Genomic DNA, 21,798 nt, shown 5'->3' with positions numbered 1-21,798 from the left:
GCACGCACCGACCGCGCACGCACCGTAGGAGGTTCCGAAGCATGACCACCGCTGCCTACCCGTTCACCGCGGTCGTCGGAATGGACGACATGCGGCTCGCCCTGCTCCTCAACGCCGTCTCGCCCGCCGTGGGCGGGGTGCTGGTGCGCGGCGAGAAGGGCACGGCCAAGTCGACGGCCGTGCGCGCGCTGTCCACGCTGCTGCCGCCGGTCGACGTCGTGCCCGGGTGCCGCTTCTCGTGCGATCCCGCCGCGCCCGACCCGGGCTGCCCGGACGGGCCGCACGAGACCGCCCCCGGGGACGCGCGCCCCGCGCGGATGGTGGAGCTTCCGGTCGGCGCGTCCGAGGACCGCCTCGTCGGGTCGCTGGACATCGAGCGGGCGCTGTCGGACGGGGTCAAGGCGTTCGAGCCGGGGCTGCTCGCGGACGCCCACCGCGGGGTGCTGTACGTCGACGAGGTCAACCTGCTGCACGACCACCTGATCGACCTGCTGCTCGACGCGGCCGCCATGGGCGCCTCCTATGTGGAGCGCGAGGGCGTCTCCGTACGGCACGCCGCGCGCTTCCTGCTGGTGGGCACCATGAACCCGGAGGAGGGCGAGCTGCGGCCGCAGCTGCTGGACCGCTTCGGGCTCACCGTCGAGGTCACGGCGTCGCGGGACACCGAGGAGCGGGTCGAGGTGGTGCGCCGAAGGCTGGCGTACGACGAGGACCCGGCCGGGTTCGCCGCGCGCTGGGCGCGCGAGGAGGGCGAGCTGCGGGACCGCATAGCGGCGGCGCGCGCCCTGCTGCCCGCCGTCCGGCTGGGCGACCGCGCGCTGCGGCAGATCGCCGCGGTGTGCGCGGCGTTCGAGGTGGACGGGATGCGCGCGGACATCGTGACGGCGCGTACGGCGACGGCGCTGGCCGCCTGGGCGGGCCGGACGGACGTACGGACCGAGGACGTACGGCAGGCCGCGCTCCTGTCGCTCCCCCACCGGCGTCGGCGGGCGCCGTTCGACGCGCCGGGGCTGGACGAGGACAAGCTGGACGAGGTGCTGCGGCAGTTCGAGGACGAGGAGCCGGAGTCCGAGCCCGAACCCTCTGATGCTGATGAGGGGCCCGATGACGACCCCGACGGGCCAGGCGGGGGCGGAGGGTCCGACGGCGGGGACGGCCCCGACGGGCCCGGCGGTGGCCGCCCGCAGGAGGGCGAGCAGGAGCAGGCGCCGCCGCCCGGCGGGCCCGAACCGTCCATCCCCGAGCAGCGGTCGCCCGAACCCGAGTCGTCCGCCGACGCCGCGCCCGCGGAGTCGGAGTCCCAGGCAGACGACGGCGGGGCCGGTGGCGGCGGTGGCGAGCGGGCGGCCGTGGGCGCCGCGGAGCCGTTCCGCACCCGGCGCCTCGACGTGCCGGGGCTGGGCGAGGGCGCGGCCGGGCGGCGGTCGCGGGCCCGCACCGCGCACGGCCGCACCGCCGGTGCGCGCCGCCCCCAGGGGACGCTGACCTCGCTGCACCTGGCGGCGACCGTACGGGCCGCCGCCCCGCACCAGCACATCCGCGGGCGGCGCGGCCCGGGGCTGCTGGTGCGCCGGGACGATCTGCGGGAGGCGGTGCGCGAGGGCCGGGAGGGCAACCTCGTGCTGTTCGTCGTGGACGCGTCGGGGTCGATGGCCGCCCGCAAGCGCATGGGCGCGATCAAGGGCGCGGTGCTGTCGCTGCTGCTGGACGCCTATCAGCGGCGGGACAAGGTCGGCCTGGTCACCTTCCGGGGTTCGGACGCGGCGCTGGCGCTGCCGCCCACCTCGTCGGTGGACGCGGCCGCCGCCCGGCTGGAACAGCTGCCGACCGGTGGCCGCACCCCGCTCGCGGCGGGGCTGTTGAAGGCCCGCGAGGTGCTGCGGGTGGAGCGGCTGCGGGACCCCTCGCGCCGTCCGCTGCTGGTCGTGGTGACCGACGGGCGGGCCACCGAGTCGAAGAAGGCCGCGGTGTCCGACGGGTCCACGCCGGTGGAGCGGGCCGGGCGCGCGGCGCGGCTGCTCGCGGGCGACGGGGTCGCCTCGGTGGTGGTCGACTGCGAGTCGGGTCCGGTGCGGCTCGGCTTGGCGGGCACGCTCGCGCGCGATCTGCGGGGCACCCCGGTCACCCTGGACGAACTGCGCGCGGACAGCGTGACGGCGCTGGTCCGCGATGTACGGACGGTACAGAACTCACGGAGGGCAGCCTGATGCCGCAAGGACAACCGACCGTCGTCCCCGACGACGGGCTGACCACCCGCCAGCGCCGCAACCGGCCGCTCGTGCTCGTGCACACGGGCGTGGGGAAGGGCAAGTCGACGGCCGCGTTCGGTCTGGCGCTGCGGGCGTGGAACCAGAACTGGCCGGTCGGTGTATTCCAGTTCGTAAAGAGCGCGAAATGGAAGGTCGGCGAGGAGCGTGCGCTGCGCGTCCTCGGCGACTCGGGCGAAGGGGGGACCGTCGCATGGCACAAGATGGGCGAGGGCTGGTCGTGGGTCCAGCGCGACATGGCTTCCAGCGAGGAGGCCGCACGCGAGGGCTGGGAACAGGTCAAGCGCGATCTCGCGGCGGAGACATACCGGCTCTATGTGCTGGACGAGTTCGCGTATCCCATGCACTGGGGCTGGGTGGATCCTGAGGAGGTGGTGTCGGTCCTGCGCGACCGGCCGGGTACGCAGCACGTCGTCATCACCGGGCGGAACGCACCGGCGCCGCTGGTGGACTTCGCCGACCTCGTCACCGACATGTCCAAGGTCAAGCACCCGATGGACGCCGGTCAGAAGGGCCAGCGAGGCATCGAGTGGTGAGAGTTCCCCGACTGGTCGTCGCCGCGCCCGCCTCCGGCAGCGGCAAGACGACCGTCACCGCGGGGCTGATGGCGGCCTTCGCCCAGCGCGGTCTGGACGTGTCCCCGCACAAGGTGGGCCCGGACTACATCGATCCTGGCTATCACGCGCTGGCCGTCTCCTCCGCCGGTGGCGGCCGCGCGCCTGGTGGCGGGGCCGGGCGGCCGGGGCGGAACCTGGACGCCTATCTGTGCGGTCCGGACCGGATCGCGCCGCTGTTCCTGCACGGGGCGGAGGGCTGCGATCTGGCCCTGGTCGAGGGCGTGATGGGGCTGTTCGACGGGGCGGCCGGGCAGGGCGAGCTGGCGTCGACGGCGCAGGTGGCCAAGGTGCTGCGGGCGCCGGTTGTGCTGGTGGTCGACGCGTCCTCGCAGTCGCGTTCGGTGGCGGCCCTGGTGCACGGCTTCGCCTCCTGGGACCCGGAGGTGCGGGTCGCGGGGGTGATCCTCAACAAGGTGGCGTCCGACCGGCACGAGGCGATGCTGAGGGAGGCGCTGGAGGGCGCCGGGGTGCCGGTGTTCGGCGCGCTGCGCCGGATGCGCGAGGTCGGGACGCCGAGCCGTCATCTCGGTCTGGTGCCGGTGGCCGAGCGGCGCGCGGAGGCCACGGATGCGGTCGCGGCGCTGGCCGCGTGGGTGCGGGAGGGGTGCGATCTCGACGGGCTGATGGCGCTGGCGGGCAGCGCGCCTCCCCTGTCGGGACCGGTGTGGGATCCGGTGGCGGAGCTGGGGCCTGCCGCGGAGGCCGCCGCGGAGGGCCCCCTGCCGGAGGACCGGCGGCCGGTCGTCGCCGTGGCGGGCGGGGCCGCCTTCACCTTCTCCTACGCGGAGCACACCGAGCTGCTCACCGCCGCCGGCGCGCGGGTCGTGCCGTTCGACCCGCTGCGGGACGAGCGCCTCCCCGACGGGACCGGCGGGCTGGTGATCGGTGGCGGCTTCCCGGAGGTGTACGCACCGGAGCTGTCCGCGAACGAGCCGCTGCGCGCCGAGGTCGCCAAGCTGGCGGCGACCGGTGCGCCCCTCGCCGCCGAGTGCGCCGGGCTGCTGTATCTGGCGCGCTCGCTGGACGGGCTCCCGATGTGCGGAGTGGTGGACGCCGAGGCACATATGTCGGATCGGCTGACGCTGGGCTACCGTGAGGCCGTGGCCATTTCCGATACGTCCCTCGCCGCCGCGGGGACCCGGGTGCGGGGCCATGAGTTCCACCGCACCACCGTCGAGCCGGGGGCCGGGCAGACGCCCGCCTGGGGGCTCGTCCATCCGCAGCGCCGCACCGAAGGGTTCGCACCGGGAAACGTGCATGCCTCGTATCTCCATGTGCACTGGGCGGCGGTGCCCGGTGTGGCGGCCCGGTTCGTGGCCGGATGTGTGCCCGCCGCCGGGTGACGGGGGCGGTGACCTGACGTGCGCCCTCCCCAACGGCCGGATCTGGTGGTCGGCGTCGGCGCGCGGCGAGGGGTCTCCGTGGACGAGGTGACCGGGCTGGTGGGAGCGGCCCTCGCCGGGGCGGGCCTCACGCCCGGCGGCGTCGCCGAGTTGGCGACGGTCGAGGCCAAGGCCGATGAGCCCGGGCTGCTGGCCGCGGCCGAGCGGCTCGGGGTGCCGCTGCGCGGGTACGGGGCGGAGACCCTGGCCGCCGTCGACGTGCCGAACCCGTCCATGGCGGCCCTCACCGCCGTGGGGACGCCCGGTGTGGCCGAGGCGGCCGCGCTGCTGGCCGCCGGGCCGGGAGGCGAACTGCTCGTCGCCAAGCGGGTGTCGGAGCCGGGTGGGGGCGGACCGTCGCGGGCCACCTGCGCGATCGCCCGCCGTGGCCCGCGGGACGGCCACCCGCAGGACGGCCCGCCTCAAGACGGCCGCTCGCGAAGCGGCCCCTGCGAAAACGGCCGAAGACCTGCCGTGGCGTGTCCCGACGGCGCTCAGTAACGTCTCGGGGCGAGACTGCGCTTTGCACCGTGAGACCCGTTTCACCCTGCACCAAGGAGACTTCGTGACGACCCCGCCCGCGCTGCTCATCGCAGGCATCGGCACCCGAGACGAAAGGCGCGCCGGCGCCTTCCACGATTTCGTACGGGAGTTGGGCGCGCAGCACCCGGATCTGCCCGTGGCGGGCGGCCTCACCGGGCCGGGCGCGCCCCCGCTGTCCGATGCGGTGACCCGCCTCGTCGGCGAGGGCGTGACGCGTTTCGCCGTCGTGCCCCTCAGCCTGATCCCGGTGGAGCATCCGAGAGACGGGGTCGCCGCCGCGCTCGCCCAGGAGGCGGAGCGGCACGCGGACGCCTCGTTCGTCTTCGGCCGTCCGCTGGGCCCGGACCACCGGCTGCTGCGGGTGCTGGAGCGGCGGCTGGACGAGGCGCTGGGCGGCGGTCGGCGCTCCCCCTCGGACCGGGCGCGGACGACGGTGCTGCTGGTGGGCGACGGGTCGCCGCTGCCGGAGGGCAACGCCGAGGTGCACCGGGCCGCCCGGCTGCTGTGGGAGGGGCGCGGTTTCGCGGGCGTCGAGACGGCGTTCGCCTCGCTCGCCGCGCCGGACGTGCCCTCGGGTCTGGACCGCTGTGTGCGGCTCGGGGCGCAGCGGATCGTGGTGCTGCCGTATTTCCTCTTCGGCGGCGACGCGCTGGAGCGGGTGCGGCAGCAGGCGGAGGGCTGGCAGCTCGCGTATCCGGAGGCCGACGTGGTGTACGCCGATGTCATCGGCTCGACCGTGGAGTTGGCGGAGCTGGTCATGGAGCGCTACGAGGAGATGGCCGGGGTGCCCGAGCGGGCGCGGCTCGAAGCGGAGGCGGCCCATGCCCACTCCCACCCGGACATCCACGCCGATGTCCGCTGAGATACCAGCCGCTGAGATACCGGCCGCTGAGACGCCCGCCGGTGGTGCGGTCCCCGGGTTCGACCTGCGGCATCACGGGGACGCGGAGGTGCGCGGCGCCGATGCCGGGCTGACGGACCTCGCGGTCAACGTCCGGGCCGGTACGCCGCCGCGTTGGCTCAAGGACCGCATCGCCGCGTCCCTCGACGGGCTGGCCGCCTACCCCGACGGGCGGGCGGCGCGCGCCGCGGTGGCCGCGTGCCATGGCGTGCCCGAGGGCCGGGTGCTGCTGACGGCCGGGGCCGCGGAGGCGTTCGTGCTGATCGCCCGCGCCCTTCCGGCCCGGCGCCCGGTGGTGGTGCATCCGCAGTTCACCGAGCCGGAGGCCGCGTTGCGGGACGCCGGGCACACGGTGGAGCGGGTGTTGCTCGACGAGCGGGACGGCTTCCGGCTGGACCCGGCGGCGGTGCCGGACGACGCCGATCTGGTGGTGGTCGGCAATCCCACCAACCCCACCTCCGTGCTGCACCCGGCCGCCGCGCTCGCCGAACTGGCGCGGCCCGGACGGACGCTGGTGGTGGACGAGGCGTTCATGGACGCCGTGCCGGGCGAGCCCGCGTCGCTGTCCTCCCGAATGGATGTGCCGGGGCTGGTCGTGCTGCGCAGCCTCACCAAGACCTGGGGGCTGGCGGGCCTGCGCATCGGGTACGTGCTGGCGGACCCCGCGATCGTCGCCGGGCTGGAGCGGGTGCAGCCGCTGTGGCCGGTGTCCACCCCCGCCCTGGCCGCGGCCGAGGCGTGCTGTGCGCCCGACGCGCTGGCCGAGGCGGCGCGGGCCGCCGAGCGGTCCGCCGCCGACCGCGCCTATCTGGCCGAGCGGCTGGGCGAGTTCGCCGGGGCCGGGCTGCGGGTGTGCGGTCCGGCGGCCGGTCCGTTCCTGCTGATCCGGCTGCCGGACGCGGCGGCGATACGCACCCGCCTCCGCGAACTCGGCTTCGCGGTGCGCCGCGGCGACACGTTCCCGGGCCTGGGCCCGGACTGGCTGCGGCTGGCCGTCCGCGACCGCGATACGACGGACCGCTTCGTGATCGCCCTGGCCAAGGCCCTCCAGGACGGCTGAACCCCACAGGACACCGCCGTCTGGGGGCCTGCCCGGGCGGGGTAAGCCGCACCGGGCAGGCAAGGGGGTGTCTTGTCGGTCAGGCCGGATCAGCNAGCGGTAGCTGGGGAGCGACGAGCGCGGGGCCGCGAGGTGCCGCCCGCCGCGGCAGCGGCTGATGTCACAGCGGCGTCGGGAGCCCGGCATGATCGGCAAGACACCCCCTGAGGCCGGTGCCGGAGGTCGGGGTGGGTCGACCGCCGGCACCGGCTGCTAGGTGGGGTCGTGCTTACGCATCACCGCGCGTTCCGGTGGCCCGCCGGCGGCGGGCCATGAACACCGCGCCGCCACCCGCGGCGAGCAGCACGGCGCCGCCTGCCACCAGGTACGGGGTGGCCGAGCTGCCGCCGGTCTCGGCGAGGTGCTCCGGCTTGGGCTCCGGCTTGGTCTGGTTCACGACCTCCGGCTCCTCCTCCTTGGCCGGGGCGACGGGCGCCTCACAGGTGGCGTGGGCCAGGGTGACCTGGCCCTCGACCTCGGAGACGTTGAGCTTGAGCGGGTTCACCGAGACCTTCAGCGACAGCGCCGTGGCCGCCGCGGTGCGCGAGGTGGTGGAGGTGCGCGACAGATCCAGGGTCACCTGACCGAGCGAGGGCACGTCCACCTTGGTGGAGGCGCCCGCGGTCAGGGTGACCTTCTTGCCGAGCACGCTGACGGTGCCGAGCACGTTGGAGTCGGCGGTCGGCTTCTTCCCGGCCGCGCACACGGCCTTCGAGGTGACCTGCTCCACGGTGAGGAGCGGCACCGCGAGCAGCCCCGGCACGTTCACCTTGGCGTTGACGAGGTTGGAGTAGCCCTCGGAGCGGGACTTCTCCGTGACGGCGCGGGCGGTGGCCACGTCGGCGCGCAGCACGCTGAAGGGGCGGTCGCCGTTGACGCCGGCCACGGTCGCGCTGAGCGCGGTCTTGCTGGCGGTCTGCGGCGCCTTCACCTCGTTCAGCGAGGTCACCAGCGGTGCGGTGACGGTCTTGTTGAGGAGCGAGACGCTCAGGTCGGTACGGAGCACGGCCGCGCCGGCCTTGCCGGTGGCGGTGGTGTCGCCGGTCCGGGCGTGCGCCGTGCCCGCGGGCAGGACGCCCAGGACGGAGACGGCGGTGGCGGCGGAGACGGCCGCCACACGGCGGGCGGGCATGCCGAAGAAGGTATTGCGTGAAAAGGACACGTGAGTAGACCCCCACAGGAGACATGGAGCCGCCGGCGCCTGCCGCGGGGGACTCCACGGGCGCCGACGGCCTCGACCACGCCATATTTGCGCACCGAGGGTAAACAGGCAGACACATGAAGTCCGTTCATCCCAAAGGGTGTTGTTCGCCGAAGCGTTCGATGGCCACGTATCCCCGGACCCCGCCACGTATCCCCGAGCCCCCAGGTCCCCCGGGTCCCGCTCAGAACACCCGGCCCCGCAGCACCACCCACCGCGGCGCCGTCAGCACCCGTACGTCGGCGCGCGGGTCGGCCTCGTACACCACGAGGTCGGCGGGGGCGCCTTCGGTGATCCCCGGCCGTCCCAGCCAGGCCCGGGCGCCCCAGGTGGCCGCCGACAGCGCGTCCCGTACCGGGATGCCCGCCTTGACCAGCTCGGCGACCTCCTGGCCGACCAGCCCGTGCGCGAGCGAACCGCCCGCGTCGGTGCCGGTGTAGACGGGGATGCCCGCGTCCCAGGCGGCGCGCACCGTGTCGTAGCGCCGCGCGTGCAGCCGTCGCATGTGGTCGGCCCAGCGGGGGAACTTGGCCTCGCCGCCCTCCGCGAGGCGCGGGAAGGTGGCGATGTTGACCAGGGTCGGGACGATGGCGACGCCCCGCTCGGCGAACAGCGGAATGGCCTCCTCGGTCAGCCCGGTCGCGTGCTCGATGCAGTCGATCCCGGCCTCGACCAGCGGGGCGAGGGTCTCCTCGGCGAAGCAGTGCGCCGTGACCCGCGCCCCGAGCCGGTGGGCCTCGGCGATGGCCGCCTCGACCGCCCCGCGCGGCCAGCAGGCGGACAGGTCGCCGGTCTCCCGGTCGATCCAGTCGCCGACGAGCTTGACCCAGCCGTCGCCGCGGCGCGCCTCGGCCGCCACGTAGGCGACCAGGTCCTCCGGTTCGACCTCGTGCGCGTAGTTGCGGATGTAGCGCTTGGTGCGGGCGATGTGGCGACCGGCCCGGATGATGCGGGGCAGGTCCTCGCGGTCGTCGACCCAGCGGGTGTCGGACGGCGATCCGGCGTCGCGCAGCAGCAGCGCCCCGGCGTCGCGTTCGGTGAGTGCCTGCTTCTCGCTCGTCGCGTCGTCCACCGCGCCGTGGGCGTCCAGGCCGACGTGGCAGTGGGCGTCGACGAGCCCCGGCAGCACCCAGCCGTCCAGCCGTCGGACGTCCCGGGCCCCGGCCGGCCGGTCGAAGGTGATCTTTCCGTCGACCACCCACAGCTCGTCCCGGACGCCACCGGCGTCCCCGTCCTCCGGGCCGACCAGGATCCGCCCCTTGATGCGCAGCACCGTGCTCTCCCTCATGTCACGCACTGTACGAGACGGCGGCCGGCCGCTGACCGGCCAATTCCGGGTAAGCGGAAGGGCTCCACTCGTACAACACGGGGAGCGCTGCTACGCTCACGCAACCCACCGGACGAGGGACAGCAGGGACAGTGAGGAGGCCCGCGTGAGCGCTCCTACCGACGGCCCGGCCGCCGCGGCCACCACACCGGCGTCCGGCTTACCGGCGGACGGCTTATCCGCGGCCGACCCGCAGGCGGAGTTCCGGGAGTTCTTCGAGCGGCACCATGCCGAGCTGGCCCGCCTCGCCCACTTGCTGCTGGGCAGCTCCGACGGGGCGGACGACCTGGCGGCCGACGCGCTGGTCGCGGTCTGGCACCGGTGGGACCGGGTGCGGGTCGCCGAGCATCCGGCCGCGTACGCCCGGGGCGTGGTCGCCAACCTGGCCCGGTCCCGGATCCGCAGTCTGGTGCGCGAGCGGCGGCGGGTGGCGCTCTTCTCGTCCGAGCGCTCGGACCGGGTGGACGATCCGGATGTGTCCGCGGTGGTGGACGTGCAGGCCGCGCTGGTGAGGCTGCCGTTCCGGAAGCGGGCGTGCGTGGTGCTGCGGCACGCGTTCGACCTCTCGGAGCGGGACACGGCCCGTACGCTCGGCATCTCGGTGGGCACGGTCAAGAGCCAGACCTCCCGCGGCATCGCCGAGCTGGAGCGGCTGCTCGGCCCGCCCGACGACGACACCGAGCGGCCCGCGGCGGGCACAGAGGCGCAGGCCCCGCCGTCGGCGCCGGCCGCGCAGGAGACGGTGCGGGGGCTCCGCCCCGGCCGTGTGGGTCATGCCGGGCACCCAGGAGGGAACGGTTGATGATCGACCATCGCGACGACCGGCGCGATGTCGCCGCCGCGCTGCGCGAGGCCGCCGAGGCGCACCAGCCGGACCGGGCCCGGATGCTGGCCCGGGTCACGGCGGGCATGGCGGCGGGCGAGCGGCGGAGCGTCCGCCGGACCCCCGCCCGGCAGTGGACCCGCGTGGTGGGCCCGGCCGCGGGGCTGGCCGCGGCGGTCGCGGCCGCCGGGATCGCGGTGGTGACCACCGACACCGCCGACGGGCCGCAGACGGTACGGACGTCGAGCGAACCGGCCGGGCCACCTGCGGGCGAGGGCGGAGGTGCGGAGCGACGGCCGGGCGGCGGCGCGGGGGACGGGGCTGGGCGGCACACCCCGAGCGCATATCCCACCTCGGTCGGTCCAAACCATCTCGCCGATCCCGCGGTGCGCTCGCGGGGGGCGATCAACCCCAACTCCAACCCGTACTGGGCGCAGAGTGACGTCACGCTCACCAACAGCAAGCCCCTGACGTCGCTGACGGTGGAGCTGCGGGTCGCCGAGAACGGCGGGGTGCGCACCACGGGATCCTGGAGCACCCTGCCCGCGGACGACCTGGCCGTCTCGGTGCGCCCCGAGGGCGGGGTGCTGGTCTACCGCTGGACGCTCCGGAAGGGGGCCACGGTGCCGACCGGGCGCCATGTCTTCGCGGGGCAGTACAACCACGCCGAGGGCAGCCGGAACGCCGGACGGGACCGCTACTCCGCCTCCGGCAACGGCCCCTCCGGCGCATTCGCCGTACGCGGCGACTTCCGGTGAGTTCGGCGGTAGGTTCCGTACAAGCAGTCGCGAGTTCAGCGCGAGAAGTGATGCGCCGAGCCCGGTGGAATGAATTCCGGAAGACCGGAAGACAAATTCGGGGCGCTTTTCATGCACATCTTCCCATCTCGTCTTCCCGCTCTTCCGGTCTCTAAACGCACTTTTTTTAGTGGTCCAGGACACGGTAATTCGGCGCCATCACGCCCTCGTTACGCACATGTGACACACTCCACACGACGACCGTTTCGCCCCGCTAACTCCCCCACAAAATAGCGCTTTTCAACGATCTGCCGCGCGTGCGCGCGCACTCGCGTGTTACCACATCGACCCCCGTCTACGTAACCCCTCTCCTCGATGCATTTTTAGATCCTGCTGGGTAAATTGAATTTGCATGACCGCCGCACAAGCAGACCGAGTAGGCGCCCGTAGCGAATTTGATTTGCCAGAGGGGCTGACCCTCGACACACCACGCGTCGAGGACGGAGCCGCGATCTGGCGAATCGCCCGCGACTCCAAGACTCTGGACCTCAACTCCTCCTACAGCTACCTGTTGTGGTGCCGCGACTTCGCCGCCACCTCCGTGGTGGCGCGCGACGCCGAGGGCGGACCGGTCGGCTTCATCACCGGCTACATCCGCCCCGACCGGCCCGAGACCCTGGTGGTCTGGCAGGTCGCCGTCGACCAGGCGTGGCGCGGTCGCGGACTGGCCGCCACCCTGCTGGACGGGCTGACGGCGCGCGTCGCCGCGACGGGTATCCGGGGCATCGAGACCACGATCACCCCGGACAACACCGCGTCGAACCGGCTGTTCACGTCCTTCGCCGAGCGGCACGGCGCGCCCGTCGAGCACGAGGTGCTCTTCGACGGCGGCCTGTTCCCGGACGGAGGGCACGAGCCCGAGGTGCTCTACCGCATCGGCCCGCTCGCGGACCGCGGCTGAGCCCGGGGCAACGGCACCCGAGGTCATCCCCGATTTCTGCCCCCGATCCCCCGTACAGCGACCCCCTGAACACCCCGAGGGCGCACGCCCTCACCCCCCTCACCCCTCGCACTCATCTCCCAGGAGAATGCTGTGACCATCACCCCGCCCGCCCTGAGCGTCTTCGAGGCCCTGGAGTCGGAGGTGCGCAGCTACTGCCGCGGTTGGCCCGCCGTCTTCGACCGCGCGCAGGGCAGCCACATGTACGACGAGGACGGCCACACCTACCTCGACTTCTTCGCCGGAGCCGGGTCACTCAACTACGGCCACAACAACCCGGTCCTGAAACGGGCGCTGATCGACTACATCGAGCGTGACGGCGTCACGCACGGTCTCGACATGTCCACCACGGCCAAGCGCGCGTTCCTGGAGTCGTTCCAGAACAACATCCTGCGCCCGCGTGACCTGCCGTACAAGGTCATGTTCCCGGGCCCGACGGGCACCAACGCGGTCGAGGCCGCGCTGAAGCTCGCCCGTAAGGTCAAGGGCCGCGAGGCGATCGTCTCGTTCACCAACGCCTTCCACGGCATGTCGCTGGGCTCGCTCGCCGTCACCGGCAACGCGTTCAAGCGAGCCGGCGCCGGTATCCCGCTGGTGCACGGCACCCCGATGCCGTTCGACAACTACTTCGACGGCACGGTCGAGGACTTCCTGTGGTTCGAGCGGCTGCTCGAGGACCAGGGCTCCGGCCTCAACAAGCCCGCCGCCGTGATCGTCGAGACCGTGCAGGGCGAGGGCGGCATCAACGTCGCGCGCGCCGAGTGGCTGCGCGCCCTGGCCGACCTGTGCGAACGCCAGGACATGCTGCTGATCGTCGACGACATCCAGATGGGCTGCGGCCGCACCGGTGCCTTCTTCTCCTTCGAGGAGGCGGGCATCACCCCGGACATCGTCACGGTCTCCAAGTCGATCAGCGGTTACGGCCTGCCGCTGGCGCTCACCCTCTTCAAGCCGGAGCTGGACGTCTGGGAGCCTGGTGAGCACAACGGCACGTTCCGTGGCAACAACCCCGCGTTCGTGACCGCCGCCGCGACCCTGGACACCTACTGGGCCGACGGCCAGATGGAGAAGCAGACCCTGGCCCGCGGCGAGCAGGTCGAGCAGGGGCTCCGCGCCATCTGCGAGGAGGGCTCCGGCATCTCCTACCGCGGCCGCGGCCTGGTCTGGGGCATGGAGTTCGAGGACAAGCCGCGCGCCTCGGCCGTCTGCAAGCGCGCCTTCGAGCTCGGCCTGCTGGTCGAGACCTCCGGCCCGGAGAGCGAGGTCGTCAAGCTGCTGCCGGCGCTGACGATGACGCCCGACGAGCTGGACGAGGGTCTGCGGATCCTCGCCCGCGCGGTCCGCGAAACCGCCTGAACACCCTCAGTAACGCAACTGCAGAAAGGCAGCGACTCACCGTGATCGTCCGTTCCTTCAAGGACATCGAGGGCACCGAGAGGCATGTAAAGGCCAAATCGGGTACCTGGGAGAGCAAGCGCATCGTGCTCGCGCGGGAGAAGGTCGGCTTCTCGCTCCACGAGACCACGCTCTACGCGGGCACCGAGACGTCCATGTGGTACGCCAACCACATCGAGGCGGTCCTCTGCGTCGAGGGCGAAGCCGAGCTCACCAACGACGAGAACGGTGAGAAGCACATCATCACGCCCGGCACGATGTATCTGCTGGACGGCCACGAGAAGCACACCATGCGCATCAAAAAGGACTTCCGTTGCGTTTGTGTCTTCAACCCCCCGATCACCGGACGGGAGGACCATGATGAGAACGGGGTATACCCGCTGATCACCGAGGACGAGGAGGCCTGATCTGATGACCACGGTCACTGACCTGTACCCGACCCGCGGCCCCATCGAGGTGGCCACGCCCCGCGTGGACCCCGTCGTATGGTCCGAGCCGGGGGCCGAGGGTCCGATGCAGCCGTCCGAGCTGAGCGATTTCGATCGTGATGGCTTTCTGGCGATCGATCAGCTCATCACTCCGGACGAGGTCGCGGTCTACCGCGCCGAGCTGGACCGGCTGATCGTCGACCCGGACGTGCGCGCCGACGAGCGCTCGATCATCGAGCCGAAGTCGCAGGACGTACGGTCGGTGTTCGAGGTGCACAAGATCAGCGAGGTCTTCGCCAACCTGGTGCGCGACCCGCGTGTGGTGGGTCGCGCACGGCAGATCCTCGGCTCGGACGTCTACGTCCACCAGAGCCGGATCAACGTCAAGCCGGGTTTCGGGGCCTCGGGCTTCTACTGGCACTCGGACTTCGAGACCTGGCACGCCGAGGACGGGCTGCCGAACATGCGGACCGTGTCGGTTTCGATCGCGCTCACCGAGAACTACGACACCAACGGCGGCCTCATGATCATGCCGGGGTCGCACCGTACGTTCCTCGGCTGCGCGGGCGAGACGCCGAAGGACAACTACAAGAAGTCCCTGCAGATGCAGGACGCGGGCACGCCGTCCGACGAGGCGCTGAGCGGCTTCGCCGACAAGCACGGCATCAAGCTGTTCACCGGCAAGGCGGGTTCGGCGACCTGGTTCGACTGCAACTGCATGCACGGCTCGGGCGACAACATCACGCCCTACTCGCGCAGCAACGTCTTCATCGTGTTCAACAGCGTGGAGAACACGGCGGTGGAGCCGTTCGCGGCGCCGGTGCGGCGTCCGGAGTTCATCGGGGCGCGGGACTTCACCCCGGTGCGGTGAACCACCGGTCCTCTTGACCGTGGATGGCCAGGGGGAGGGCGGCACACGCCCTCCCCCTGGCCATCCGCGTTTGTCCGCTGGAAGGGCCCGCTACGCGAGGGCCTCCAGCAGGCGGTCCACGTCGGCGGGGGTGTTGTACAGGTGGAAGGCGGCGCGCAGGTTCCCGGCCCGCGCCGAGACGTGCACACCGGCCTTGGCCAGCCGGGGCGCCGCCTCACCGAGCCCCGGTACGGAGACGATCGCCGAGCCCGGGGCGGGCACGCAGGAGTGCCCCAGGCCGGTGATCCCGGCGCGGAAGCGGTCGGCGAGCGCGCGGTCGTGGGCGCGTACGGCCTCGGTGCCCACCTCGTGGAGCAGGGCGAGCGAGTGCCGGGCCGCGGCGTACGGGAGCAGGGCCGGGCTCTCGTCGTAGCGCCGGGCCGAACGGGCCAGCTCGGCCACCGGCCCGTAGCAGCTGTCCCACGGATTCTCCCCCGCCACCCAGCCCGCGAAGACCGGAGTGAGGCCGCCCAGGTCCTCGGGCACGGTGAGGAAGGCGGTGCCGTGCGGGGACAGCAGCCATTTGTAGCCGACGGCCACGGTGAAGTCGGCGGCCCCGGCGCTCACCGGCAGCCAGCCGACGGCCTGGCTGAAGTCGATCAGGGTGCGCGCCCCGTGCGCCCGGGCGGCGTCCCGGATCGCGTCGAGGTCGGCGATCCGTCCGTCCGCCGACTGGACGGCGCTGACCGCGATCAGCGCGGTTTCCGGACGTACCGCCTCCGCCAGCTCCCCCAGCGGTGCGGTGCGCAGCTTGAGGTCACGGCGTACGGCGAACGGGTTGACCAGGGAGCTGAAGTCGCCCTCGGCGGTGAGGACTTCGGCGCCGGACGGCAGCGAGGTGGCGATCAGTCCGGCGTACACGACGACCGAGCCGCCCGTCGCGACCCGCCGCACCGGTACGCCGACCAGCCGGGCGTAGGCGGCGCGGGTCTCCTCGACCGCCTCGAAGGCCACATCGGTGGAGCGGCCCCCGGCGGCCGCGTCGTCGAGGGCCGCCTTCATGGCGGCGACGGAGCGTGCGGGGATCAGACCGCTGGAGGCGGTGGTGAGATACGTCGTCTGTGGCGCGAACTCGGCGCCCGCCAGGCTCTCCATGTCCAACCACTATGGGCCGGGCCCGCCCCGGCGTCCATCGCACATCTCTGTAGCGTTCCCGCCACGGATGCTTACGTATCCCCTCCGACCTGCGTCGATGACCGCTACCGGAACCCTGAACGCCCGGAACGCGAGACGGCCGCCGGGCGGGCGGGTCAGGTCCGCGCGCCCGACGGCCGTGCCGTCACCGGAGGTCAGCCCTGCTGTTCCCGGATGCCGTTCACCCGGCGGGGCAGCCCGAGCGGGTTGTCGTCGCGCAGCTCCGGCGGGAGCAGCGCGGGCGGGGTGTCCTGGTAGCTGACCGGCCGCAGCCAGCGCTCGATGGCGGTGCCGCCGACCGAGGTGGAGGTGGAGGTGGTCGCCGGGTACGGGCCGCCGTGGTGCTGCGCGGGGGCGACGGCGACGCCGGTCGGCCAGCCGTTGACCAGGACCCGGCCCGCGAGCGGGGTCAGCTCGGCGATCAGCTCCCCGGCCCGGCCCTCGGTGCCCTCGGCCTCGGCGGCGGAGATCTGGACGGTGGCGGTCAGGTTGCCCTGGAGGCGGCCGAGGACGGCGGAGATCTCGGCGTCGTTCTCGTACCGGGCGACGACGGTCACCGGGCCGAAGCACTCCTCCAGCAGCACATCGTGCGGCCCCTCCTCGGCGAGGCGCCGGGCCGGGACGGTGAGGAAGCCGGGGCTGACGCTGTGCTCGCCGCCGGAACCGGGGGTCACCGGGGCCTCGACGTCCGCCAGCTCGGCGCGCTCCTTGACCCCGGCCACGAAGTTGTCCCGCATGCGGTGGTCGAGCAGCACCCCGGCGTCGGTGTTGCTGACGGCCTCGGTGAGCGACTTGACCAGCGCGTCCCCGGCCGCGCCCGCGGGCGCCAGCACGAAGCCGGGCTTGGTGCAGAACTGGCCCACACCCAGCGTCATCGAGCCGCTGAGCCCGGAGCCGATCTGCTCGCCGCGCTCGGCGGCGGCGGCCTCGGTGACCACGACCGGATTGAGGCTGCCCAGTTCGCCGTGGAAGGGGATCGGCACCGGCCGGGCAGCCGCGGCGTCGTACAGGGCGCGGCCGCCGCGGATCGAGCCGGTGAAGCCCGCGGCGGCGACCAGCGGGTGCTTGATGAGTTCGAGGCCCGCGTCGAAGCCGTGCACCACGGAGATCACGTCGGCGGGCAGCCCGACCTGCTCGGCGGCCCGGCGCAGCGCGGAGGCGGCCACCTCGGAGGTCGCGGGGTGGTCGGGGTGGGCCTTGACGACGACCGGGCAGCCCGCGGCGAGGGCGCTGGCGGTGTCGCCGCCGGGCACGGAGAAGGCCAGCGGGAAGTTGCTGGCGGCGTAGACGGCGACGACGCCGAGCGGCAGCTTGTAGCGGCGCAGATCGGGCCACGGCGGGGTCTGGGCGGCGTCGGCGTGGTCGACGTGGACGTCGAGGAAGGCGCCCTCGTCCACGATCGTCGCGAACGAGCGGAGCTGGTAGCTGGTACGGGCCAGCTCGCCGGTGAGCCGGGCCGGGCCGAGCGCGGTCTCGGCGTCGGCGGCCTCGACCAGCGTGTCACGGGCCTCGTCGAGCAGATCGGCGGCGGTGCGCAGGAAGGCGGCGCGCACCGTACGGTCGGCCAGGGCGCCGCGTGCGGCGTCGGCCGCCCGCACGACCTTGTCGACCTCCTCCGCCGTGGCTTCGACCGCTACCTGCTCGCGCTGCTTCCCGGTTCGGGGGTCGACGCTCCACACTGGTGCTGACACCGCGGATTCCTCCTGCTGTGTTACCGCTGCTTGCGTCTCGCACATCGACGGGTGTTCGATATGCTGAACGCTGTCCCGGTTGATGAATTCCATCGGGACTCTATGGCTGGTCGAACAGAGGGGTCAAGGCGATGACAGCTGCCGAGACGGGCGGGGCCCAGGTCAAGTCGGCGGTCCGCACGGTCGAACTGCTGGAGTTCTTCGCCGGCCGGCCCGGGATGCACAGCCTGGCCTCCGTGCAGGAGGCCGTGGGCTACCCCAAGTCGAGCCTATACATGCTGCTGCGCACCCTGGTCGAGCTGGGCTGGGTGGAGACGGACGCGACCGGCACCCGGTACGGCATCGGAGTGCGGGCGCTGCTCGTCGGCACGTCCTACATCGACGGCGACGAGGTCGTGGCCGCGGCCCGGCCCACCCTGGACCGGCTCTCGGACGACACCACCGAGACCATCCACCTCGCCCGGCTCGACGGCACCAACGTGGTCTACCTCGCCACCCGCCAGTCGCAGCACTATCTGCGCCCCTTCACCCGCGTCGGCCGCCGCCTCCCGGCCCACTCCACCTCGCTGGGCAAGGCGCTGCTGGCCACGTACACCGACGAGCAGGTGCGCAAGCTGCTGCCGGAGACGCTGAGCCCGCTCACCGAGCACACGATCACCGACCGCGAGAAGCTGATCGAGGAGCTGCGCCTCATCCGCGAGCAGGGGTACGCGGTGGACCGCGAGGAGAACACCCTGGGGCTGCGCTGCTTCGGCATCGCCATCCCCTACCGCACCCCGTCGCGGGACGCCATCAGCTGCTCGGTGCCGGTGGCCCGGCTGACCGGGGCCCATGAGCAGATGATCAAGGACGCGCTGTTCGACGCCCGCGACCGCCTCACGCTCGCCACCCGCCGCCTCTGATCCGAAGACCGCGGGTCGCGGGGAGGACGGCGGCCTCCGCCGCACGGCGGAGGCGGATCGTCGGACAGGGCGAGGTACGGGAGCCGGACGCTCCGCAAGGCTGGTGTACATGACACAGCCCCACGCCACCACCGCTCCCCGCCGGGCGCTGCGCGCCGTCGCCATCCTCGCCTGCCTCCGCTCCATCGCCCTCAAGGTCGCCTGGATCGAGGGGGGTCACGTCGGGATCCCCGAGGGCAGCGATCTGCGCGACCCCGCGGAACGTCCCGTCATGCTCGCCTTCAACGGGCTCTCCGTCCTCATGGACGCCGCCGTCGTCGTCCTCGCCCTCCTCCTCACCCGCCCCCGGGGCAGGCGGGTCCCGGCCTGGCTGCCGGCGCTGCCCGTGTGGTGCGCCTGCGGGCTGCTGGCGCCGATCATGACCGGCTTCCCGGCCCAGCTGATCGTCACCGCGCTCGGCCACGGCACCGGGGCGGGCACGGCCGCCGACGACAGCCGGTTCCTCGCCGACTGGGTCTTCGGCCTCGTCTACGGCGGGTTCATCGTCCAGGGCCTCACCCTCGGCGCCCTCTTCGTGCTGTACGCCCGTGACCGCTGGGGCCATCTGTGGCACGGCCGGATCGCCGATCTGCCGACCGCCTCTCCGACCGGGAGGCCGACGTGCTGCGGCTGATGGCCGCCGGGCTGTCGAACGCCGAGATCGCCGCCCGGCTCACGGTCGGACCGGCGACCGTCAAGACGCATGTCGCCGCGGTCCTCGGCAAGCCCGGCGTCCGGGACCGCACCCAGGCGGTGATCGCGGCGTACGAGTGCGGTTTCGTCACTCCGGGCTGAATCAGGGCTGACATCCGCCTCCCGGGGTGGTCTCCTGTGACCGGCCAAAGCCATGGCCAAATGCCATGAGAGGAGACCGCCATGGAGTACGCACGACTGGGCACCTCGGGGATCAAGGTGTCGCGGATCTGCCTGGGCATGATGAGCTACGGCGACCCCGCGTACCGGGCGTGGCAGCTGGACATCGACGCGTCCCGGCCGATCGTGCGGCGGGCGGTGGAGAGCGGGGTGACGTTCTTCGACACCGCCGACATGTACGCGGTCGGCCGCAGCGAGGAGATCACCGGCGAGCTGCTGGCCGAGTGCTTCCCGCACCGCGACGACTATGTGCTGGCCACCAAGGTCTACAACCCGATGGGTCCGGGCCCCAACGACCGTGGCCTGTCCCGCAAGCACATCCTGGCCGGGATCGACGCCTCGCTGCGGCGGCTGGGCACCGACCACGTGGACCTGTACCAGATCCACCGCTACGACCACGAGACGCCCATCGAGGAGACGATGGAGGCGCTGCACGACGTGGTGCGCGCCGGGAAGGCCCGCTACATCGGCGCGTCCTCGATGTACGCCTGGCAGTTCGCGAAGGCCCAGCACACGGCCGACGCCCACGGCTGGACGCGGTTCGTCTCCATGCAGAACCACTACAACCTGCTGTACCGGGAGGAGGAGCGGGAGATGAACCCGCTCTGCCTCGACCAGGGCGTCGGCGTCATCCCGTGGAGCCCCCTCGCCCGGGGCCTGCTGGCCGGTACCCGCGACCGCGACCGCACCGGCCCCACCACCCGCGCCGCCAACGACCCCCTGGTCGAGCGGTGGTACGCGGACGCCGACTTCGACATCGTCGACGCGGTGCGCGGGGTCGCCGGTGAGCGCGGCGTCTCCCCCGCCCAGGTAGCCCTGGCCTGGCTGCTGAGCCGCCCCGCCGTGACCGCGCCGATCGTCGGCGCCACGAAGCTGTCCCACCTGGAGGACGCGGTGGCGGCGGTGGACCTGACCCTCACGGAGGACGAGACGGCCCGCCTGGAGTCCCCCTACCGCCCCCGCGCCATCCAGGGCCACCAGTAACCCCCGACCAGCGCGCCCGCCGGACCGGCACGCGCCCGGCGGGACCGGCCCAACCGGTCGGCGGTGGCGGTCTGCTGGCCCCACGCCCCCGCGCGCCTGCCGGATCGGCCTGCCCCCGCCGCCCGGGGGCGGGCCGCAGGCCCGGCGGGGCACCCACCGGACCGGCTCAGCTGGTCGGCCACGGCGGTCTGCTGACCCCGGCGCCTGCCGGATCGGCCTGCCCCCGCCGCCCGGGGTGGGCCGCAGGCCCGGCGGGGCCCGGGGGCGGAGCCCCTGGTTCGGGAAGGGGCGGGGTGGGGAAAAACCCGGCGGCAGGGGGTCAGTTCATGGTCGAGCCGACCTCCGTCGCGCCTGCGACGACGAGGAAGCTGGTCACGGGGAGCGAGCCGTCCTGGCGTCGGGACGCGTACGCCGTGCCCGGGTCGGTGGTCACGAAGGGCGGGGTGATCGAGGCGTCCGGCTTCCAGTTGTTGCCGCGGGAGACCGCCAGGTCGCCGATGTCGGCCTGGCCGCGGCCGTTGGCGACGGCGAGGTTCTGCTGGAGCAGGACGCGGGAGTCGGGGAAGGCGTAGCCCTGGCCCTCGTTGGCGTAGGCGGTGGTGCGCAGCAGCCGGAGGGCGCCGGTGTTGCCGCCCGCGGCGAAGCCGTTCTTGGAGTTCTTCCAGGCGGCGGACGCCCGGACGACATGGGCGGGGGCGGGGGCGGAGTCGGTGTCGGCGCCGAGCTGGAATCCGCTGCCGTCGCCCTCGAAGTCGGGGATGTCCCAGCGGTTGATGCCGTTGCCCCAGGCCCAGGAGTGGTCGATGGAGACGGGGCTCGCCCACATCCACAGGTCGAGGCCGTCGTCGCTGTTGTCGAAGAGGCGGGAACCGCTGATCACGTTGCCGGAGCCGGAGCCATGGGTGATCGCGATGCCGTCGGCTCTCTTGCCGCCGGTGGCGTCGTCGTGGTTGCCGTAGGAGTCCAGGTTCCGGATGAGGTTGCCGTCGGTGTTGTCGCCGCGGAGGGTGAACCCGGTGTCGCCGTTGCCGTGCGTGGTGAGGTTGTTGAAGACGCCGCGCGAGCAGGAGGTGCAGACGAGGCCGCCGCCGGGGGCGTTGCGCAGTTCGAGGCCGGAGACGGTCCAGTAGTCGGCGCTGAGGGAGAGCAGGGAGGCGCCGTCGCGGAGCCGGGAGCCGTCGATCCTGACCTTCTCGCCGTGGTACGGCCGCAGATGGACGCGTTCCCCGGCGGTGCCGCTGACGGAGCTGCGCAGGGTCCGGGTCGGGTAGTACGTACCGCCGCGCACCTCGATGGTGGTGCCGGGCTTCGCCGCGGCGAAGGCCCTCTCCAGCGTGCGGTACGGAGAGGCGAGCGTGCCCGTCTGGCTGTCGCTGCCGCCGGGCGCCACGTAGACGGTGGTGGGGACGGCGCTCGCGCCGTCGGGGGAGGCGGTCAGGTACACCCCGGCCACGGCCGATGCCACGATCACCGCGCTGCCGAGCGGCAGCGTGCGGTCCTTGCGACGGCGGTGCCGGCCGCGGCTTCGCCTCACTCTCATGGCAA

Annotated in this window: 19 protein-coding genes and 2 pseudogenes; 16 read left to right on the top strand and 5 right to left on the bottom strand. The window is 73.1% G+C overall.

Annotated features, from left to right (window positions below; all coding sequences use genetic code 11):
• Positions 1 to 41: 41 nt before the first annotated feature.
• The 6 genes from LCH29_RS11810 (at position 42) to cobC (ending at position 6,770) form a co-directional block, all read left to right on the top strand.
• Entirely contained in the window at positions 42 to 2,207 is a 2,166-nt protein-coding gene (locus LCH29_RS11810) for a putative cobaltochelatase (RefSeq protein ID WP_446461637.1), read from the top strand.
• Positions 2,207 to 2,803 carry a cob(I)yrinic acid a,c-diamide adenosyltransferase gene (gene cobO, locus LCH29_RS11805; protein ID WP_063731950.1) on the top strand — a complete coding sequence of 199 codons (597 nt, stop codon included), beginning with the start codon at positions 2,207 to 2,209 and terminating at the stop codon, positions 2,801 to 2,803. Before LCH29_RS11810 ends, cobO begins: the two co-directional genes overlap by 1 nt.
• The gene (locus LCH29_RS11800) at positions 2,797 to 4,227 is read left to right on the top strand and encodes a cobyrinate a,c-diamide synthase (RefSeq protein ID WP_446461636.1); all 1,431 of its coding nucleotides are present in this window, start codon (positions 2,797 to 2,799) and stop codon (positions 4,225 to 4,227) included. Before cobO ends, LCH29_RS11800 begins: the two co-directional genes overlap by 7 nt.
• An 18-nt stretch (positions 4,228 to 4,245) precedes the next feature.
• Positions 4,246 to 4,767: a cobalamin biosynthesis protein gene (locus LCH29_RS11795; RefSeq protein WP_446461635.1), complete on the top strand. Its 522-nt coding sequence runs from the start codon at positions 4,246 to 4,248 to the stop codon at positions 4,765 to 4,767.
• Between the two features lie 64 nt (positions 4,768 to 4,831).
• Positions 4,832 to 5,671: a sirohydrochlorin chelatase gene (locus tag LCH29_RS11790; protein ID WP_446461634.1), complete on the top strand. Its 840-nt coding sequence runs from the start codon at positions 4,832 to 4,834 to the stop codon at positions 5,669 to 5,671.
• On the top strand, positions 5,631 to 6,770 hold the full coding sequence (gene cobC / locus LCH29_RS11785) for an Rv2231c family pyridoxal phosphate-dependent protein CobC (protein ID WP_446461633.1): 1,140 nt from the start codon (positions 5,631 to 5,633) through the stop codon (positions 6,768 to 6,770). Before LCH29_RS11790 ends, cobC begins: the two co-directional genes overlap by 41 nt.
• Positions 6,771 to 7,038: 268 nt before the next feature.
• On the opposite strand, the gene LCH29_RS11780 is transcribed toward cobC, so the two are convergent.
• Both LCH29_RS11780 and LCH29_RS11775 read right to left on the bottom strand, forming a co-directional pair.
• Positions 7,039 to 7,941, bottom strand: a complete 903-nt coding sequence (locus tag LCH29_RS11780) for an SCO1860 family LAETG-anchored protein (protein WP_446461632.1) — start codon at positions 7,939 to 7,941, stop codon at positions 7,039 to 7,041.
• Positions 7,942 to 8,194: 253 nt separating this feature from the next.
• Positions 8,195 to 9,298, bottom strand: coding sequence for an amidohydrolase family protein (locus tag LCH29_RS11775; RefSeq protein ID WP_446461631.1), 1,104 nt, complete (start codon positions 9,296 to 9,298; stop codon positions 8,195 to 8,197).
• A gap of 274 nt (positions 9,299 to 9,572) precedes the next feature.
• Between LCH29_RS11775 and LCH29_RS11770 the strand changes: the two genes are divergently transcribed.
• The 6 genes from LCH29_RS11770 to thpD all read left to right on the top strand — a co-directional run bounded on the left by LCH29_RS11770 (position 9,573) and on the right by thpD (position 14,591).
• Complete coding sequence (locus tag LCH29_RS11770; protein ID WP_446461715.1) at positions 9,573 to 10,139, top strand: SigE family RNA polymerase sigma factor; 567 nt, start codon at positions 9,573 to 9,575, stop codon at positions 10,137 to 10,139.
• Entirely contained in the window at positions 10,139 to 10,918 is a 780-nt protein-coding gene (locus tag LCH29_RS11765) for a hypothetical protein (RefSeq protein ID WP_446461630.1), read from the top strand. The genes LCH29_RS11770 and LCH29_RS11765 overlap by 1 nt, the downstream gene beginning before the upstream one ends.
• A 391-nt stretch (positions 10,919 to 11,309) precedes the next feature.
• Positions 11,310 to 11,858: a diaminobutyrate acetyltransferase gene (gene ectA / locus LCH29_RS11760; protein WP_179933575.1), complete on the top strand. Its 549-nt coding sequence runs from the start codon at positions 11,310 to 11,312 to the stop codon at positions 11,856 to 11,858.
• A 132-nt stretch (positions 11,859 to 11,990) separates the two neighbouring features.
• On the top strand, positions 11,991 to 13,253 hold the full coding sequence (gene ectB / locus LCH29_RS11755) for a diaminobutyrate--2-oxoglutarate transaminase (RefSeq protein ID WP_446461629.1): 1,263 nt from the start codon (positions 11,991 to 11,993) through the stop codon (positions 13,251 to 13,253).
• Between the two features lie 41 nt (positions 13,254 to 13,294).
• Positions 13,295 to 13,699, top strand: coding sequence for an ectoine synthase (locus tag LCH29_RS11750; protein ID WP_446461628.1), 405 nt, complete (start codon positions 13,295 to 13,297; stop codon positions 13,697 to 13,699).
• Between the two features lie 4 nt (positions 13,700 to 13,703).
• Positions 13,704 to 14,591, top strand: coding sequence for an ectoine hydroxylase (gene thpD / locus LCH29_RS11745; RefSeq protein WP_446461627.1), 888 nt, complete (start codon positions 13,704 to 13,706; stop codon positions 14,589 to 14,591).
• A 90-nt stretch (positions 14,592 to 14,681) separates the two neighbouring features.
• Here thpD and LCH29_RS11740 read toward each other — a convergent pair whose 3' ends face one another.
• Together LCH29_RS11740 and LCH29_RS11735 are read right to left on the bottom strand one after the other, a co-directional pair.
• Positions 14,682 to 15,725, bottom strand: a complete 1,044-nt coding sequence (locus tag LCH29_RS11740) for an aminotransferase class V-fold PLP-dependent enzyme (RefSeq protein WP_446461626.1) — start codon at positions 15,723 to 15,725, stop codon at positions 14,682 to 14,684.
• A gap of 194 nt (positions 15,726 to 15,919) precedes the next feature.
• On the bottom strand, positions 15,920 to 17,500 hold the full coding sequence (locus LCH29_RS11735) for an aldehyde dehydrogenase (NADP(+)) (protein WP_446461714.1): 1,581 nt from the start codon (positions 17,498 to 17,500) through the stop codon (positions 15,920 to 15,922).
• An 86-nt stretch (positions 17,501 to 17,586) separates the two neighbouring features.
• On the opposite strand from LCH29_RS11735, the gene LCH29_RS11730 reads away from it, so the two are divergent.
• From LCH29_RS11730 to LCH29_RS11715, 4 genes and pseudogenes are all read left to right on the top strand, one after another.
• A complete protein-coding gene (locus LCH29_RS11730) occupies positions 17,587 to 18,357 on the top strand; it encodes an IclR family transcriptional regulator (RefSeq protein ID WP_063731971.1) in 771 nt (256 codons plus the stop codon).
• Between the two features lie 109 nt (positions 18,358 to 18,466).
• Positions 18,467 to 19,006: pseudogene (locus LCH29_RS11725) on the top strand (hypothetical protein); the annotation flags it as partial.
• A pseudogene (locus tag LCH29_RS11720) lies at positions 18,991 to 19,191 on the top strand (response regulator transcription factor); the annotation flags it as partial. The pseudogenes LCH29_RS11725 and LCH29_RS11720, both read left to right, overlap by 16 nt.
• 81 nt (positions 19,192 to 19,272) lie before the next feature.
• On the top strand, positions 19,273 to 20,253 hold the full coding sequence (locus LCH29_RS11715; protein WP_446461625.1) for an aldo/keto reductase: 981 nt from the start codon (positions 19,273 to 19,275) through the stop codon (positions 20,251 to 20,253).
• Positions 20,254 to 20,572: 319 nt separating this feature from the next.
• On the opposite strand, the gene LCH29_RS11710 is transcribed toward LCH29_RS11715, so the two are convergent.
• On the bottom strand, positions 20,573 to 21,793 hold the full coding sequence (locus LCH29_RS11710) for a right-handed parallel beta-helix repeat-containing protein (protein ID WP_446461624.1): 1,221 nt from the start codon (positions 21,791 to 21,793) through the stop codon (positions 20,573 to 20,575).
• Positions 21,794 to 21,798 lie beyond the last annotated feature (5 nt).

The organism is Streptomyces sp. BRA346 (genome assembly GCF_052851135.1).
This window is presented reverse-complemented; position numbering and strand designations above follow the sequence as displayed.